The sequence below is a fragment of the Spongorhabdus nitratireducens genome, from assembly GCA_947387575.1.
In the GTDB taxonomy this organism is placed as follows: domain Bacteria; phylum Pseudomonadota; class Gammaproteobacteria; order Pseudomonadales; family Endozoicomonadaceae; genus CANDOC01.
The window spans coordinates 164392-179921 of the sequence record CANDOC010000006.1 but is presented as its reverse complement, the minus strand read 5'-3'; the positions used below and the strand labels follow the sequence as shown (position 1 = coordinate 179921).

Annotated in this window: 15 protein-coding genes; 3 read left to right on the top strand and 12 right to left on the bottom strand. The window is 52.4% G+C overall.

All coding sequences use genetic code 11. The annotated features are described in order from the left end of the window. Positions 1-110: 110 nt before the first annotated feature. Positions 111-1010 (top strand): hypothetical protein, encoded by a 900-nt coding sequence (locus ACYZZ0_RS12700; RefSeq protein WP_461537005.1) that lies wholly within the window; start codon positions 111-113, stop codon positions 1008-1010. Between the two features lie 60 nt (positions 1011-1070). Here ACYZZ0_RS12700 and acpS read toward each other — a convergent pair whose 3' ends face one another. The 8 genes from acpS to lepA form a co-directional block, all read right to left on the bottom strand. Beyond that, positions 1071-1463 (bottom strand): holo-ACP synthase, encoded by a 393-nt coding sequence (gene acpS / locus ACYZZ0_RS12695; RefSeq protein ID WP_461537004.1) that lies wholly within the window; start codon positions 1461-1463, stop codon positions 1071-1073. Next, positions 1460-2230 carry a pyridoxine 5'-phosphate synthase gene (pdxJ, locus tag ACYZZ0_RS12690; protein WP_461537003.1) on the bottom strand — a complete coding sequence of 257 codons (771 nt, stop codon included), beginning with the start codon at positions 2228-2230 and terminating at the stop codon, positions 1460-1462. The genes acpS and pdxJ overlap by 4 nt, the downstream gene beginning before the upstream one ends. A gap of 103 nt (positions 2231-2333) precedes the next feature. Beyond that, the gene (gene recO / locus ACYZZ0_RS12685; protein WP_461537002.1) at positions 2334-3056 is read right to left on the bottom strand and encodes a DNA repair protein RecO; all 723 of its coding nucleotides are present in this window, start codon (positions 3054-3056) and stop codon (positions 2334-2336) included. A 19-nt stretch (positions 3057-3075) separates the two neighbouring features. Then, entirely contained in the window at positions 3076-4032 is a 957-nt protein-coding gene (gene era, locus ACYZZ0_RS12680) for a GTPase Era (protein ID WP_461537001.1), read from the bottom strand. Next, complete coding sequence (gene rnc, locus ACYZZ0_RS12675) at positions 4025-4717, bottom strand: ribonuclease III (RefSeq protein ID WP_461537000.1); 693 nt, start codon at positions 4715-4717, stop codon at positions 4025-4027. The genes era and rnc overlap by 8 nt, the downstream gene beginning before the upstream one ends. Further along, complete coding sequence (locus ACYZZ0_RS12670; RefSeq protein WP_461536999.1) at positions 4717-5088, bottom strand: DUF4845 domain-containing protein; 372 nt, start codon at positions 5086-5088, stop codon at positions 4717-4719. The genes rnc and ACYZZ0_RS12670 overlap by 1 nt, the downstream gene beginning before the upstream one ends. Before the next feature lie 260 nt (positions 5089-5348). Further along, positions 5349-6182 (bottom strand): signal peptidase I, encoded by an 834-nt coding sequence (gene lepB / locus ACYZZ0_RS12665; RefSeq protein WP_461536998.1) that lies wholly within the window; start codon positions 6180-6182, stop codon positions 5349-5351. Positions 6183-6186: 4 nt separating this feature from the next. Continuing rightward, positions 6187-7986: a translation elongation factor 4 gene (lepA, locus tag ACYZZ0_RS12660; RefSeq protein WP_461536997.1), complete on the bottom strand. Its 1800-nt coding sequence runs from the start codon at positions 7984-7986 to the stop codon at positions 6187-6189. Positions 7987-8380: 394 nt separating this feature from the next. On the opposite strand from lepA, the gene ACYZZ0_RS12655 reads away from it, so the two are divergent. Together ACYZZ0_RS12655 and ACYZZ0_RS12650 are read left to right on the top strand one after the other, a co-directional pair. Continuing rightward, on the top strand, positions 8381-9766 hold the full coding sequence (locus tag ACYZZ0_RS12655; protein ID WP_461536996.1) for a TldD/PmbA family protein: 1386 nt from the start codon (positions 8381-8383) through the stop codon (positions 9764-9766). Continuing rightward, complete coding sequence (locus ACYZZ0_RS12650) at positions 9766-11109, top strand: TldD/PmbA family protein (protein ID WP_461536995.1); 1344 nt, start codon at positions 9766-9768, stop codon at positions 11107-11109. The genes ACYZZ0_RS12655 and ACYZZ0_RS12650 overlap by 1 nt, the downstream gene beginning before the upstream one ends. Before the next feature lie 136 nt (positions 11110-11245). On the opposite strand, the gene ACYZZ0_RS12645 is transcribed toward ACYZZ0_RS12650, so the two are convergent. From ACYZZ0_RS12645 to ACYZZ0_RS12630, 4 genes are all read right to left on the bottom strand, one after another. Next, on the bottom strand, positions 11246-12661 hold the full coding sequence (locus ACYZZ0_RS12645) for a DegQ family serine endoprotease (protein WP_461536994.1): 1416 nt from the start codon (positions 12659-12661) through the stop codon (positions 11246-11248). A gap of 83 nt (positions 12662-12744) precedes the next feature. Beyond that, positions 12745-13260, bottom strand: coding sequence for a SoxR reducing system RseC family protein (locus ACYZZ0_RS12640; protein WP_461536993.1), 516 nt, complete (start codon positions 13258-13260; stop codon positions 12745-12747). Positions 13261-13323: 63 nt separating this feature from the next. Continuing rightward, positions 13324-14523: a MucB/RseB C-terminal domain-containing protein gene (locus tag ACYZZ0_RS12635; RefSeq protein ID WP_461536992.1), complete on the bottom strand. Its 1200-nt coding sequence runs from the start codon at positions 14521-14523 to the stop codon at positions 13324-13326. A gap of 136 nt (positions 14524-14659) precedes the next feature. Then, positions 14660-15445 (bottom strand): sigma-E factor negative regulatory protein, encoded by a 786-nt coding sequence (locus ACYZZ0_RS12630; protein WP_461536991.1) that lies wholly within the window; start codon positions 15443-15445, stop codon positions 14660-14662. Positions 15446-15530: the final 85 nt, after the last annotated feature.

The window sequence follows — 15530 nt, the reverse complement described above, 5'->3', positions numbered from 1 at the left end:
GATTTCCCACACCCGATAGAGAATTCTGCTTCCGCTCTTCCCGTTTACGCCTTATTCGAGAGTTGTTATAAGTTATATATTAACCATCTTATGCCGGACAGGGACAAGTCATGGCCATTGGTATTGATCCGGGGAATCGCCCCACGCAACCTCTCAGTCGCGGGGCAAAAGTCAAACAGGCTTTTGTACGTGTCGGCCAATGGCTGATGAATGGTATTCGTCGCCTTGTCAGCAAATTCAGACCCGAGAAAAAATATATCGATACCGGACAGCCTCATTATCCGGGGGATACCCAACCCTTATCCCAACGTCATATCAAACCCGGAGCAGGAAGCGGGACCGGAGGTCCCTCGACAATCTCAGGTCATGCCACACTCCAGATGTCCCGTCAGGTATTACAGCAGCAACTTAAAGAGAATTTTGCCCAACAACTGGATTTGATGGGCAAACTTGGCGCCGCAGGCAAACTGCCGCAAAAGAAATTTCTGAATAACCCCTTACCTCCCTCCAGGCCGGGAATGCCCACGCCTTTTGTTCTGGCCAGTGAAATGCTGGAGGAACAAGTTGGATCTGCCACCGCCTGGAAAGACATGAAGAAACAACTGGATACAATCCGTGACGATCTTATCGAGCAGTTACAGACACTCGATCAGCAGGAAGCAGAAATGGCGCGAGTGATTGACCGGGCCAACAATATGGAAGGCAGCATCAGCAGTAGTTCCGGCAATTCCATCACTGACTCCATGCTGGAACCAGAATTTCAGGAAATAGTTAATGGTATTCCGCGCAGTCAGGAGGATTCAATTACAGCCAGCCAAATGAATATGAGTGAAGACTCGTTCAATGAGCTTGTGGCCGAGCTACATGATGTAGTTGCAGGGAAAGATCCTTCCCGGGCAATAGAATTGAGTGAAAGTATGATGGAAGCATTCAACGAGGAAGACTTACTGGCAGTTTTTGGCCCGGAAGCTTTCCAGCAGATGACAGGAAGAAAGCCACCGGAAAGTTAGGAGCTATCGACCATTCGATCATCAAGCATAAGTTGTGCCGAAAATCGGCACACAGCACAGCTATCCGTCGGGGCTTATTCCTGACAGGGTCACGAAAGCCACTGCCATATCCTCTTCATCAGACAGGCTGATATGGATCACCTTTCCGCCTTTTGACTTAAACAATTCAGCAGCATATCCATGCAATGTGAGTACCGGTTGTCCGGTCTCTAGATTACTGACCTCCAGCTGCTGAAACGACACCCCCCGGCCAATACCTGTTCCCAGTGCTTTTGCTGCTGCTTCCTTGGCCGCAAAGCGCGATGCCAGATAGACAACCGAACGTTTGCGTCGCTGAAACTCGGCCTGCTCTGCTTCAGTCAGGATACGCTGCACAAAACGGTCCCCCTGCCTGTCCAGAATACCGGACAGGCGGGAGATTTTAATAATGTCAGTACCGATTCCGATAATCATGAACGACGGCTGGCAGCTTCATTAATCAGCTGCTTCATCTCCTTCACTGCGTCTTTCAGGCCGGTAAAGACAGCCCGGGCAATAATGGAGTGGCCGATATTCAATTCGTTGATACCCGGAATAGCAGCTACAGGTTCAACATTCTGATAGTTCAGGCCATGACCGGCATTTACAATCAGACCCAGCGCAACACCGGCTTCAACGCCAGCCTTGATCCGTGCCAGTTCATGTTCACGGGCCGCCGGTGTTTCAGCTTCGGCATAGGCACCGGTATGCAGTTCGATAGCAGGTGCACCGGCTTTGGCAGCGGCTTCAATCTGCTCAATATCCGGATCGATAAACAGTGATACTTCACTGCCAACCGCCGCTAGACGACTGCAGACTTCAGTAATACGGGTCAGCTGACCGGTAACATTGAGACCACCTTCAGTTGTGACCTCTTCCCGCTTTTCCGGTACCAGACAGATATGCGGTGCACGCACCCGTTCGGCAATCGCAACCATTTCCTCGGTTACTGCCATTTCCAGATTCATACGAGTCTGCAGCGCTTCACGCATCACATCGACATCACGATCCTGGATATGACGACGATCTTCACGCAAATGCAGGGTGATACCATCTGCACCGGCTTCTTCAGCCAGCAGGGCGGCCTGCAGCGGGTCAGGATAGGTAATCTTGCGAGCTTCGCGAAGGGTGGCAACGTGATCGATATTGACGCCAAGTAGCGGACGTTTGAAAAGTGTACGCTGGGAAAAATGTGCTGTCATGTTAACTCTTGTATTGCAACAGTATTGCATCGGTCAGAAAACAGCGTGCCTGCTCCCTGCCATATAATAAAGACGGTATCAGTCTGTCGCCATGTTCTATCCGTCAAGACGACAGGCTTACTTCCTGTTTCTTGCCGGGCTGCAACAGTTCCCGACTGCGCAGCGGGCGCGAACCCAGCAGCGGCTTCAGCATCTGCCGAACCAGCAGTTTAAGCTGGTAATTCAGCGCCGGATCACTGTAATCATCTTCCCGCCAGGCCCGTAATGCTCGGCCACTGAACAGTAACGTCGTATTCTTGGGAATATAGACAGGCTGAAACCCGGTTTCGTGAATGAAACAGTAATTCTGATCATCCTGCAATAGGTCACCGTCGGCATCGTGCGTCAACGACACACCATAACCCAGAGATCCCAGCAGTTGCCGTTCAAACCGGCGCAATAACGGTGCCGGAGGTTCATCTGCGGCCAACCCGGTCAGTAGCATTGAGTAGTATTCAAACAGGTCTTCTGCCGCCTGCCCCTGGGCCATCAGCCGGTAGATCAGCTCATTGGCATAAAAACCGCAGAGCAGTGACTGACCTTTGAGACGAAACATCCGCAAAGGTTCAATCCGGGAGGCGCTCTTCATTGCCCCCCGGCCACGCCACTCCAGCATCAGACTGGCAAACGGCTGCAGATGGGCTGCCAGTGACGAGCGCCGGCCGCGCACACTCTTGATAACCACCGGCTGGCGCTGATTCTCTGCCGTCAGCAGCTCTGCAATAATACTGGTTTCCTTATAAGGACGAGTATGCAGTATGAATGCAATATGCTCCCTGGACGACATTTGGCTTCCCTGTTAATGATTACTCGAGATCGTAACCCAGACTGCGCAGTGCACGGTCATCGTCGGACCAGCCGGATTTCACTTTAACCCACAGGTTCAGCATCACCTTGCAGTCAAACATGTTTTCCATATCGGTCCGGGCATCACGACCGATGACTTTCATCCGCGCACCCTTGTCACCGATAACGATACGCTTCTGACCTGAACGTTCAACCAGAATCAGGGCACTGACGTGAAGCAGCGGTGGTTTGTCACCACGGTCTTCGTATTTGAATTCCTCGATCTCGACCGTCATCTGGTAAGGCAGTTCATCACCCAGCTGACGCATGATTTTTTCACGCACCAGCTCTGCTGCCATAAAGCGGGAGCTACGGTCAGTAATCTGGTCTTCCGGGAAGAAGTGAATACCTTTCGGCATATAACCGTTCAGTACTTCTTCCAGCTCGTCCACATTCTTGCCGTTTATAGCAGACAGCGGAACAATGGCAGCAAAGTCGTATTTTTCATTCAGGGTCTGCAGCGTTGTCATCAACACTTCCTTGTCCTGAATCCGGTCGACCTTGTTGACGGCCAGCACGACCGGACAGTGACTGCGACGCACCTTGCGCAGCACCATTTCGTCTTCGTCAGTCCAGCGGTCACGATCAACGATAAATACCACGGCATCAACATCCTGCACCGCAGTTGCAGCCGCACGGTTCATGTAGCGGTTGATCGCTTTCTTGTCATCCTTGTGCAGTCCCGGTGTATCTACATACAGGGTCTGGACACCGGCTTCAGTTTTGATGCCGAGAATCTGGTGACGGGTGGTCTGGGGACGACGGGAAGTGATACTCAGTTTCTGTCCCAGAATCCGGTTCATCAGGGTTGACTTGCCCACATTGGGACGGCCAACAATCGCCACATAACCACAGCGGGTCTGCTCTTCACCGGAGTCAGCCACTTCCAGCTCTGGTACATCATGTGCTTCAGTCATTCTCTTCCACTCCAAGAGCTTTCAGGGTCAGGCGGGCAGCCTGTTGTTCCGCGCCACGACGGCTGGAACCGGTACCGACCACCGGCTGTTCCAGTACAGTCACCTTGCAGTTCACTGTGAAGACCTGATCGTGGGCAACGCCCTCGATGCTCAGAACTTCGTATTCCGGCAACTGTTGCTGCTTGGATTGCAGCAGTTCCTGCAGGCGGGTTTTCGGATCCTTGTTGCTCTGATCCGTCACCGACAGTTCTTCCAGTCGAGTGGTAAACCAGGCATTGACCCGTTCATGGCAGACGTCCATGCCGGCATCCAGATAGATGGCACCGATCAGGGCTTCAACAGCATCAGCCAGAATGGACTCACGACGGAAACCACCACTTTTAAGTTCTCCGGAACCGAGGCGCAGAAAGTCGCCCAGACCGAACTCACGGCCGATTTCTGCCAGCGTTTTGCCTCGTACCATGCGGGCACGAAGACGACTCAGCTGACCTTCACGAGCCTGGGGGAATTGTTTATAGAGGGCTTCGGCAATAATAAAGTTAACCAGGGAATCGCCCAGAAACTCCAGCCGCTCATTATTGCGACTGCCAAAGCTGCGGTGTGTAAGGGCCAGAATGGCGAGCTGGGGGTCACTGAAATGGTGCCCCAGCTTTCGCTCCAGCTTTTCAAGAGAAACAGATTTCACTACCGATTGAATACTCTGTGATGTTCAAACGTCATGACCAGATCGATATTCATCAGTAAATTCACCCGACGTTCATAATCGATTCTGATACTTACATCATTGCGGTTTGCGGAGACCAGGACAGCATCTTCAGGCAGTTCGACCAGCTGGGTCTGCAGTGCCCGCTCAAGCCATGCCCGCACATCCTGCCGGCTTGCCGTGGCCAGTTCCGGCTGCTCTGCGACGGACGCTACAGCCTGACCAATGGCATAGTCATCATAATAGGTTGGCCCGGCTTTCATTCCCACCAGCCCCGCAAAACCGGCCAGCAGCAGAAAGATTAGCCATAGCAGGCCGGAAAAGCCTCGCTGTTTTACAACACTCCGTGTCATACCGGTTTCCTCCCTGTCAACCCTGAACACTCTTTAGTGTGCTGACTGGATACCAACTTGCCAGCTACAGGCTGTCCGGAGTTCTCCGCTCTACTTTCTCAAGCACAGTTCATGCACAACTCATAGATAACTGATGCACAAAAAATGCCACTATTTCAGAAAGCAGAAAACCGGAACCCGGTATGCCTTGAACCAATATACTCCGATATGGCTCAAGACGTTAACCGTCAGTTCCGGTATCAGGATAAAAAATTATCCGCTTATTGAATGGCGCCGTTGTTCCTGAAGTTAGGAATATCGGTCCAGCTGGGCCAGTGCATCCAGATATACACCGCCTTGCCGACGATGTTTTTCTCCGGCACCAGACCCCAGTAACGACTGTCATTACTACGATCGCGGTTGTCACCCATCATGAAGTAATGACCTTCCGGCACCGTCCACTGACCTTCCGCCCGCGGATCAAAGATCATCATGTCCTTGCGGATCTGGTGAGTTTCACCGTCAATGGTTTCCTCATAGATCCGGTAGACAAAACGTTCTTCAGTCAGCTGGGCCACAAACTTTTCAGGCACCATCTTTCCGTTGATATACAGTCGCTTGTCTTTATAGCGAATGGTATCGCCCGGTACCCCGATGACCCGCTTGATGTAATTGATGCCCGGCTTGGCGATACCCGGCCCGGCCGGCACCTTGAACACCATCACATCACCACGCTTGGGTTCGCCGATTTCAACAACTTTGGTATCAACCACCGGCAACCGCAGGCCATATGCATACTTGTTAACCAGAATAAAGTCACCGACCTGCAGGGTCGGAATCATTGAACCGGATGGAATCTGGAACGGCTCAAACAGAAACGAGCGCAGCACCAATACCAACAGCAGCACCGGAAAAACGGAGCGGGAAGTTTCTACAATCCCGTTTTCCTTTTCCAGCTTTTCAATGACGTCAAACTCGGCTTTATCACCCACCTGCCCACGGTAGTTGGCTACCGCTTGCTGGCGACGGGGCAACAGCACCAGCCGGTCAAACAGGGCAATCAGCCCGCTGCCGAAAACCAGCAGCACAAGAATCAACGGAAAGTTCAAATCCATGCGTTTATTTCTCGACTTTTAGTACCGCCAGGAACGCTTCCTGAGGAATTTCTACCCGGCCGACCTGCTTCATGCGCTTCTTACCCGCTTTCTGCTTTTCCAGCAGCTTGCGTTTACGGCTGACATCACCACCGTAACATTTTGCGGTTACGTTCTTGCGCAGGGCTTTAACGGTCTGACGGGCAACGATTTGACCACCGATCGCCGCCTGAATTGCCACATCAAACATCTGCCGGGGAATGATTTCCTTCATTCGCTCGGTCAGACTGCGACCACGGCCATGGGAGTTATCTTTATGGACGATGATTGCCAGCGCGTCCACTTTCTCACCATTAATCAGGATATCCAACCGCACCAGTTTGGCCGCTTCAAAGCGGATAAAACTGTAATCCAGTGAAGCAAAACCGCGACTTACAGACTTCAGACGGTCGAAGAAGTCCATGACTACTTCACTCATCGGCAGTTCATAAGTTAACGATACCTGATTGGCCATAAACTGCATGTCTTTCTGGATACCACGCTTCTCGACACACAGGGTGATCACTGCACCGAGATATTCCTGTGGCACCAGGATGTTGGCCTGCACAATCGGCTCGCGCATTTCGTCGATGGAAGCCGGGTCCGGCATACGGGACGGGTTATCCACCATCACCGTGTCACCGTTTTTCATGACCACTTCATAGACTACGGTCGGAGCCGTGGTAATCAGGTCGAGATTGTATTCCCGTTCCAGACGCTCCTGAATGATTTCCATGTGCAGCATGCCGAGGAAACCACAACGGAAACCAAAGCCCAGCGCATCAGAGCTTTCCGGCTCGTAGAACAGGGACGCATCGTTCAGGCTGAGTTTTTCCAGCGCTTCCCGGAAGTTTTCGAAATCGTCAGAGCTGACCGGGAACAGACCGGCATAAACCTGTGGCTTCACCTTCTGGAAGCCCGGAACCGGCTCAACATCCGGGGTCTTGTTCAGGGTCAGGGTATCACCTACCGGTGCACCGTGGATGTTCTTGATACCGGCAACCACATAACCCACTTCGCCCGCCTGCAGAATGCCGGTCGGGGTCCGCTTCGGCGAGAAAATACCGATATCATCCACCTGGTGAACATCACCGGTAGACTTGACCAGCATCTTGTCACCCTTGCGCAGGGCACCTTCTTTTACCCGTACCAGAGAGACAACGCCGAGGTAGTTATCGAACCAGGAGTCAATGATCAGCGCCTGCAGCGGCGCAGTACGGTCACCTTCCGGCGACGGAATTTCCTGCACCAAGCGTTCCAGTACATCTTCGATACCCAGACCGCTCTTGGCTGAACAGCGCACCGCGTCGGTGGCATCGATACCGATAACTTCTTCAACTTCCTGGGCAACACGGTCCGGCTCGGCCTGGGGCAGGTCCATCTTGTTCAGTACCGGTACCACTTCCAGACCCTGTTCAATAGCGGTGTAGCAGTTGGCTACCGACTGGGCTTCCACACCTTGGGCCGCGTCAACAACCAGCAGCGCGCCTTCACAGGCAGACAGGGAGCGGGACACTTCATAAGAAAAGTCCACGTGTCCGGGAGTATCGATAAAGTTCAGCTGGTAGGTGTTGCCATCCTGCGCCTTGTAATCCAGCGTCACGCTCTGCGCCTTGATGGTAATGCCGCGTTCACGCTCGATGTCCATGGAGTCAAGCACTTGTGCCTGCATTTCACGGTCACTCAGGCCTCCACAGAACTGAATAAAGCGGTCAGCCAGAGTGGATTTGCCGTGATCAATATGGGCAATGATACTGAAGTTGCGGATATGTCGAAGATCGCTCACGTTTTAACCATAGACCGGAGAGTCAAATAATCGGCGGATTCTATCGGAATAGAGCTAAAAGCGCCATAAACCGGTCGTCCTTACATGAAGTTGGCACGTTTGTTCGCATGTCTCAAGCGGCTTCTGAAAACAAGCTGTAACCACAAACGGCTTTGAACATTTTGAATAGTGCAGACACTGCACGACACCCCGGCGATGCTGACACCCGCTACCGAATCGATTAAGGTAATAGTTGATGTTGCCCTTCACTAATTAGATAACAATCACTGGACCTGGGTTACTCACACTGTGATCTTCATGCCTGATATGTGCCACAAGCACTGAGTCAGTCTTGATCTTTTCCCAATAACAACATCAGATAAACCGGGTAAAAATCACCAGGCAAGGAGCAATAATGCTAAATCCCGTTACTGCGAAAGCAGTTATCGATCATGCCCTTTTTCTCGGCGCCGACTTTGCCGAGTTATTCGTAGAGCATCACCAGACCGGAACCGTACAACTGGTATCCGGCGAAGTCGACAAGGTTAATTCCGGTATCGACTTCGGTATCGGCATTCGGCTGTTTTTCGGTCATAAAGTACTGTATGGCTACACCAACAGCGCCGAGGAACAGGAACTCAAGCGCATCACTACCCTACTGGCTGCCAAAGACAAGCGTGATCAGATCGCCACGGCCGGCGCCCTGAACCTGAACCGTTATCAGGATCAGCATCCCTGTGTACAGGCCCTGAGCCAGCATACCCATCTGGATGCCAAAATTGCCTTCCTGCGTCAGGCGGATGCTGCCGCACGGCAGGAAGATGAAAAAATTTCCCAGTTTATGGGTACTATTCTGCAGCGCGAGCAACGGATCGAAATCTTTAACTCCGAAGGCCTGCATATCGGCGACACTCGCCATTACACCCGGTTTGCCGGTAACGCTGTGGCCCAGGATGGCAACGAACAAGCCACTGGAGCAGAATCTCCCGGCGCCCTGACCGGCTGGGAATTGCATGACAAGCTGGATGCCAAGGCACTGGGCCATGAAATTGCCCGCCAGGCACTGGTCAAGCTGAATGCTGACACCTGCCCTTCCGGTGAGATGCCGGTGGTGATCGGCAATGGTTTCGGCGGCGTTATTTTCCATGAAGCGTGCGGCCATCTACTTGAAACGACATCTGTCGCCAAGAAAGCCTCTGTATTCCACGACAAGATGGATCAGATGATTGCCAATCCGGTAGTCAATGCAGTTGATGACGGCACCATGACCAATGAGTGGGGCTCCATCAACATAGACGACGAAGGAATGGAGACTCAGCACACCCAGCTGATCAAGGATGGCAAACTGACCAGCTTTATGGTCGACAAAATGGGCAGTCTGAAAACCGGCTATGCCCGCACCGGCTCGGGTCGCCGCGAAAGCTATAAGTTTGCACCCACTTCGCGGATGCGTAACACCTACATTGAACCCGGCAACAGCTCACTGGATGAGATGGTTGCAGGTATCGAGCGTGGTGTTTATGCCAAGAAAATGGGCGGTGGCTCCGTTTCTCCAGGCACTGGCGAGTTTAACTTTGCCGTGCGTGAAGCCTATCTGATCGAAAACGGCAAGATCACCAAACCACTGAAAACAGCCACCCTGATCAGCACCGGCCCCAAGGTACTGAAAGAGATCAGCATGGTCGGCACCGATCTGGATCTGGCCGCCGGCATGTGCGGTTCCGTCAGTGGCGCCGTACCGACAACCGTGGGCCAGCCGGCACTGAAAGTCGACAATATCTTGGTAGGAGGTGGTAACTGATGAGCGAACAGCAAAAACTGCAGCAGGCCATCGACCATGTATTGAGTGCTGTCCGTGATCAGGGTGCCGAAGCGGATGTTATCGCCAGCAATAACAACAGTTTTTCCCTGAAAGCCAACAAGGGTGAACTGGACGAATATAAAGTCACTTCCGGTCAGGTTATTGGTGTTCGGGTGGTGAAGGATCAGCGGGTTGCAACCAGCTACTCCGAGTCACTGGAACCGGCAAGTCTGGACCAGATGCTGACCAATGCGCTGGAAAGTGCCCGCTATGCCAAGGTCGACGAGCACCAGCAAATCAGCTGTCAGAACAGCAAGATCACGACCGATATTGCCGAGATCTATCAGCCGGATAACACTCCTGTAGACGACAAGATTGCACTGGCACTGAGCCTGGAACAAGGCGTGACCAGCAAGCCTCACGTTTCCAGCTCACCCTATAACGGCTTTGGTGAAACCGAAAGCCATACCCTTATCGCCAATACCAAAGGCACCCTGTGCCAGCATAAGGAACGTGCCTTCTACTGCTACGCCTACACCCTGTACGAACAGGATGGAAAACAGTCGATGCAGGGCGGAATGTCCTACGGTCGTCGTTTTGATGAACTGGACGGTGACTTCTGTATTAACCATGGCTATGAACTGGCGCGGGACCTGCTGGATGGAGAGCCTGTCGAGACCGGCAGTTACAGTGTTATTTTTGAAACTAACGCTCTCAGCAGCCTGTTCAGTGCTTTCAGCCTATGCCTCTCCGGTGTCGGAGCCATGAAAGGGATTAACCCCTGGCGAGAAAAGGTCGGTCAGCAGGTTGCCAGCAAGCAGATCACCCTGACAGATAAGGCCTATATTGAAGGTGGTATGAATATCTGTGCTTTCGACAGTGAAGGCTATGCCACTCAGGATAATATCCTGATTCAGCAGGGTGAACTGAATACCCTGCTGCATAACAGCCATACTGCCAGTCATCTCAAGGTAGAAAATACCGCCAGCGCGGCTCGCAGCGCCAAAAGCAGTCTCGAAGTTGCGGCTCGTCATAAAGTGATTGCAGCTGGCAGTGCCAGCAGCAGCGAAGTCACCAGCGGTGAATATCTTGAGCTGATCGAACTGCAGGGGGCTCACTCCGGCGCCGACGCAATCAGCGGTGAGTTCTCGTTTGGAGCCAGTGGTTTCCTGTGCCGTGACGGCAAGCGGGTGCAGCCGGTGCGGGGTATTACCGTTGCCGGTAACTTCTATCAAATGCTGAATGAAGTTGATGCGCTGGGCTCAATCCTGAAACCTGCGGATGACCGTACCTTCTATGCGCCGGATATTCGTTTTTCTCGTTTGAGCATTGGCGGCAAATAATCATAAACGACGCAATTACGGTTTCGTAATCGTAGATAGTAGGTAATAGGTAAATAGCGCCGCAATAAAAAAGGGACGGAAAACCGTCCCTTTTTTTTTAATAAGCCCTCGTTTAACTGGACAGTTAACGGGACAATTAACGAGACAAGGTAAAGGTAATGTAGTTCGGCACACCGCGGCGAATGATTCGCAGTGAGATCGGCTTGCCCGGCTCCAGCTTGCGCAGGATGCCGTTGAACTCATTCACATTATTTACTGCCTGACGATCAATGTGAGTGATCACATCACCCGGACGCAGACCAATAGAACGGCCCGGACCATCATCTATATCAGTAACAATCAGACCCTGAACGTTTTCATTCAGACGCAGCTTGTTGCGGTACTCATTATCCAGCGGTTCAATCACAATCCCCATACGGTTCTTGCTCTGAACCGAAGCACCCCGTGCCGGGCTGCCGTCGTTTGGCAGTTCACCCACTTCAACTTTCAGGGTCTTCTCACGGCCATTGCGTACCACCACCAGGTCTGTTTTGTCACCGGGTTTGGTATTACCTACCGCTACTGGCAGGTCAGCACTGTAGTGAATTTCACGATCATTGAACTCAACAATGATATCGCCGGTTTCCAGACCTGATTTTTCAGCCGGACCACCCGCCGCAACTTCAGCCACCAGCGCACCTTTCGGCTTGTTCAGACCAAAAGATTCAGCCAGGTTCTTGTTCACTTCCTGAACGATCACACCCAGCCAGCCGCGGCTGACATGGCCTTTCTCTTTCAGTTGCTTGATAACATTTTCAGCATGGTCAACCGGGATTGCAAAAGACAGTCCCATAAAGCCGCCGGAACGGGTGTAGATCTGGGAGTTAATACCAATCACTTCACCATCCATATTCAGCAGCGGACCACCGGAGTTACCCGGGTTGATCGGCACATCAGTCTGGATGAACGGCACATAGCTTTCCTGCGGCAGATTACGATTTACCGCACTGATAATGCCTTTGGTAATGGAGTAATCAAAACCGAACGGAGAACCAATCGCCGCGACCCACTGACCCGGCTCGAGTTCGCTGCGCTTACCCCAGCTGATGGCAGGCAGACCTTTGGCTTCAACTTTCAGCAGTGCGATATCAGACAGTTTGTCTGCACCAATCAGCTCGGCCTGCAGTTCCAGCCGGTCGCTGAAGCGCACCAGAATCTCATCGGCACCTTCGATAACATGGTTATTGGTAACAATATAACCGTCACTGCTGATAATGAAACCGGAACCCAGTGACTGGGGCTGCGCCTTTTCACGAGGACCCGGATCCATCGGCAGGCCGAAAAACTCGCGCCAGATTTCAGGAATTTCCTGCGGGCCACCATAGTATTGGCGCCCCTTGGGCTTTGAAGTGGTACTGATATTAACGACTGCAGGTGAAACCTGCTTGAACAGGCCGGTAAAGTCCGGCAGGTCCTGGGCTGCAAACGCCCGCACACTGAGCATGCACAGCATCAATATCCCAAGTACGGGCGTAATGCTGTCACGCAGTTGCTTAACATATCGGTTATGCATGGATACGTATCCCCCACTCAGACAGAGCGATTCACATTATTGCTATACGCAATACGAATGAAACAGGTTAAAGGATTCAAAGATCAGCCAGCGGACAGACCACTGTTCGGGGTCAGGATGCGCACCGGGGTTTCATCCCGCAGCACATTCAACACCACCGGCTGCAAGTCAGTGAACTGACTCAAATACTGGCCGGCACGTCGCATCAAAAGCAGGCCGGCAGAAAGCCCGCCAATGGCAGCAACAATCTGGTAAGGCTCGGCCAAGCCTAGCAGATGACTCACAATCAGGCTGGTAAAAAACAGCAGCAGAGGTAACAGGTAAGTTGTCAGTGCAGCCTGCAGTAAACTCTGTTCCGGCATACCGATACTGACCTGATCTCCAGGTGCCAGCAGCTCCGGATTCGAAAAGTCGTCACTCAACCGGGCCTGAACAAAATTCAGCTTTTGTTCTATCGCTTTTCTTTCAGCGCGCTGCTCGAGCAGTTTGTGACCACATACTTTCCCGGAAGCACAGCTACCACAAGAGGATTGTCGTACAGTTTCAACCCATACGTTTCGCCCCTCAACCGAGATGACTTTACCTGTTTCTTCTAGCATAGGGTTTTACCTGCTGCTGAAACCTGACAAGGTTTCAGAAATTATCTTGTTTTCCTGGGCTGCTCATTTCACAGCCCTGATTATCGGGCGCACAGAAACCGCAATGCGTTCTGCAGCTCCGATAGGGATTTCTCCAACGACAGTGATATTGTAGTTCTGCTCACCCCGGCGATAGACTTTGGATACCGCCGAAGTCGATCCAAACTGATGACTGGGCTGAGACAGCATCCAGCTGTTTTCAGGCTCAACAAAAACAGAGAAACCCGCCAGTCCGTCCGAGAAAGTCATCACATCAACCGATGCTGTATCACTTTCAGCTTTATCCTCAGCAGGGTTGGCTTGTGCTTCTGCCGGATTTTTCCTTGCCGGACGGGTGGTATATGACAGCATTCTGAAACCTTCCGGTTTCCAGCCCATCATCCAGCGGCCATTGTTATCCCCTGAGTCAGCACGGTCTGAATCAGAACCTGCAGCCGCATCATTTTTATCATCATCGTCACGTTCGACCTCATACTTGCGCGGCTCACCTTCCAACTTGGGAGACAGGGCATCTTCCGGCATGCGGTCTGCAGTCTGCAGCATCACAAACTGAAACTGTTCCAGCACCCGGGCATTTTCATCAAGCAATACCGACTTCAACAACAGCGCGGTCTCACGATCAAGCCAGAGACGATAGCCATAGCGAAAACGATCGTGAGGCTGAATATCAATCACCACTGCCAGTCTGCCTGCCACCCGGTCGAGTCCGGCCAATCTCAGGTCATACCACTTTTCCAGCCGCTCTGGACGGTTACCGAGACTGCTGCCGACCAACGGCAGTTCACCTTTACGGCCAAACCGGATCGCAGTGCCCTGCTGACCATAGACCGCAACCTCGTCACCCTGACGTATGACTTCCCGGGGTGGACCATCAAGCGTTACCAGCCGTGAGCGTTCAACACCGTCTTTGTCTGTTGTGTGGGCAAGGGAAAAATTTTCAAGGCTGCGACCATTTTGATAGACGAAGAAGCCCTGGTAAGTGCGCTGATGAAAAGCCTGCGCCATTTGAGTCAGCCAGGCTTTGGCATCCGGCACAGCAGGGTCAGCAGCAGGCGCTTCGGCAGCCGCCTGAGCCTGATAAGACTCTGACGTTTCACCCCGTGCCTGGGCAGGAAGAAGCTGAAGAAGGGGAAAGAAAAAGAGCCCGGTCAACACCTGCAAATAAGGCTTCTTTATTCTGCTTTTGGCCAAAATCTGCACCAACATACCTGTCATAAACTCCATCCGAAGCACCGTACGTAATGCAGTGCTCCGGTTCTGAATCCAACAGCCGGCGTGAACAGATTGATTATCCAATTGATCCACAAGTGCCGGCCCGCCGTGTTACAGCACGGACTTGATACGAACCTTTTATTAGCGCTTAGCGCTCTGCTGCAGCCACTCGGGCAAACGGTAACAGCCCCTGATCATTATGCAGGGACATCTGTTCTGCGTGTTGCAACATATAGGATTCAAATCGTTTTCGGGCAGCAATAGAGGAAATTGCTTCTGCCCGGGCCAGTTGATCAGAGGACGGGACCATATGGCCCGGCTTGCTATCATAACCGGCCAGTACCCTGCTTGCTCCGACAGGCATGCTGTCGCGGGCAAAGGATGGGGCGTAACTGGTGGTTTCCGATGCATTGACAGCCGGAGCAGCTACACCGGACGCAGCCAGTTGAGCAGCGCTATTTTGCGCGTCAGGAGCAACAAAAGTATCGTAGTTTCGAGCACCGACCAGAACAGCCAGTGTGACAGAAGCCGCAACAGCAACACGTCCCATGTTGTACAGCCACTGACGGCGTACGGGCACAACATTGGATTCTTTATTCAATTCACTGCTGGAATCACTATTGATAGCCGCAGCTACCTGCTGAGCCATAGATTGGCTGTCGGCATCTGAAGCAAGGGCTTCATCAAAGACAAACTCATCATCGATTGCTGAACGGATTCGGGAAGACAAATCTTCGGTATAAAGACTTTCACCCCCACGGCCACGGATCACTTCGCCAATCAGGCTGTAGCGATAAGCTGCCTGACGTACCTCTGATCCGCGATCCAGCTGGGTAAGTACCCGATGCAGTTCCAGCTCGTTGGTTTCCCCGTCAAGTACCGCCGAAACGGACTCTTTAACCCGGGATCCGGACGGATGTTTATGATCGGTCATGACCCACCTCAAATCAAAAAACACATCCTTCGGGGGATATCACATCTACAGCAACAATTAACGTGCGATATCCTGACCCCGAAGG

Coding starts and splice junctions, on each gene's coding strand:
- acpS (WP_461537004.1), bottom strand. CDS start 1,463: ATGATTATCGGAATCGGTACTGACATTATTAAAATCTCCCGCCTGTCC.
- era (WP_461537001.1), bottom strand. CDS start 4,032: ATGACTGAAGCACATGATGTACCAGAGCTGGAAGTGGCTGACTCCGGT.
- lepB (WP_461536998.1), bottom strand. CDS start 6,182: ATGGATTTGAACTTTCCGTTGATTCTTGTGCTGCTGGTTTTCGGCAGC.
- ACYZZ0_RS12630 (WP_461536991.1), bottom strand. CDS start 15,445: ATGACCGATCATAAACATCCGTCCGGATCCCGGGTTAAAGAGTCCGTT.
- ACYZZ0_RS12635 (WP_461536992.1), bottom strand. CDS start 14,523: ATGGAGTTTATGACAGGTATGTTGGTGCAGATTTTGGCCAAAAGCAGA.
- ACYZZ0_RS12700 (WP_461537005.1), top strand. CDS start 111: ATGGCCATTGGTATTGATCCGGGGAATCGCCCCACGCAACCTCTCAGT.
- ACYZZ0_RS12655 (WP_461536996.1), top strand. CDS start 8,381: ATGCTAAATCCCGTTACTGCGAAAGCAGTTATCGATCATGCCCTTTTT.
- pdxJ (WP_461537003.1), bottom strand. CDS start 2,230: ATGACAGCACATTTTTCCCAGCGTACACTTTTCAAACGTCCGCTACTT.
- recO (WP_461537002.1), bottom strand. CDS start 3,056: ATGTCGTCCAGGGAGCATATTGCATTCATACTGCATACTCGTCCTTAT.
- ACYZZ0_RS12640 (WP_461536993.1), bottom strand. CDS start 13,260: ATGCTAGAAGAAACAGGTAAAGTCATCTCGGTTGAGGGGCGAAACGTA.
- ACYZZ0_RS12645 (WP_461536994.1), bottom strand. CDS start 12,661: ATGCATAACCGATATGTTAAGCAACTGCGTGACAGCATTACGCCCGTA.
- ACYZZ0_RS12670 (WP_461536999.1), bottom strand. CDS start 5,088: ATGACACGGAGTGTTGTAAAACAGCGAGGCTTTTCCGGCCTGCTATGG.
- ACYZZ0_RS12650 (WP_461536995.1), top strand. CDS start 9,766: ATGAGCGAACAGCAAAAACTGCAGCAGGCCATCGACCATGTATTGAGT.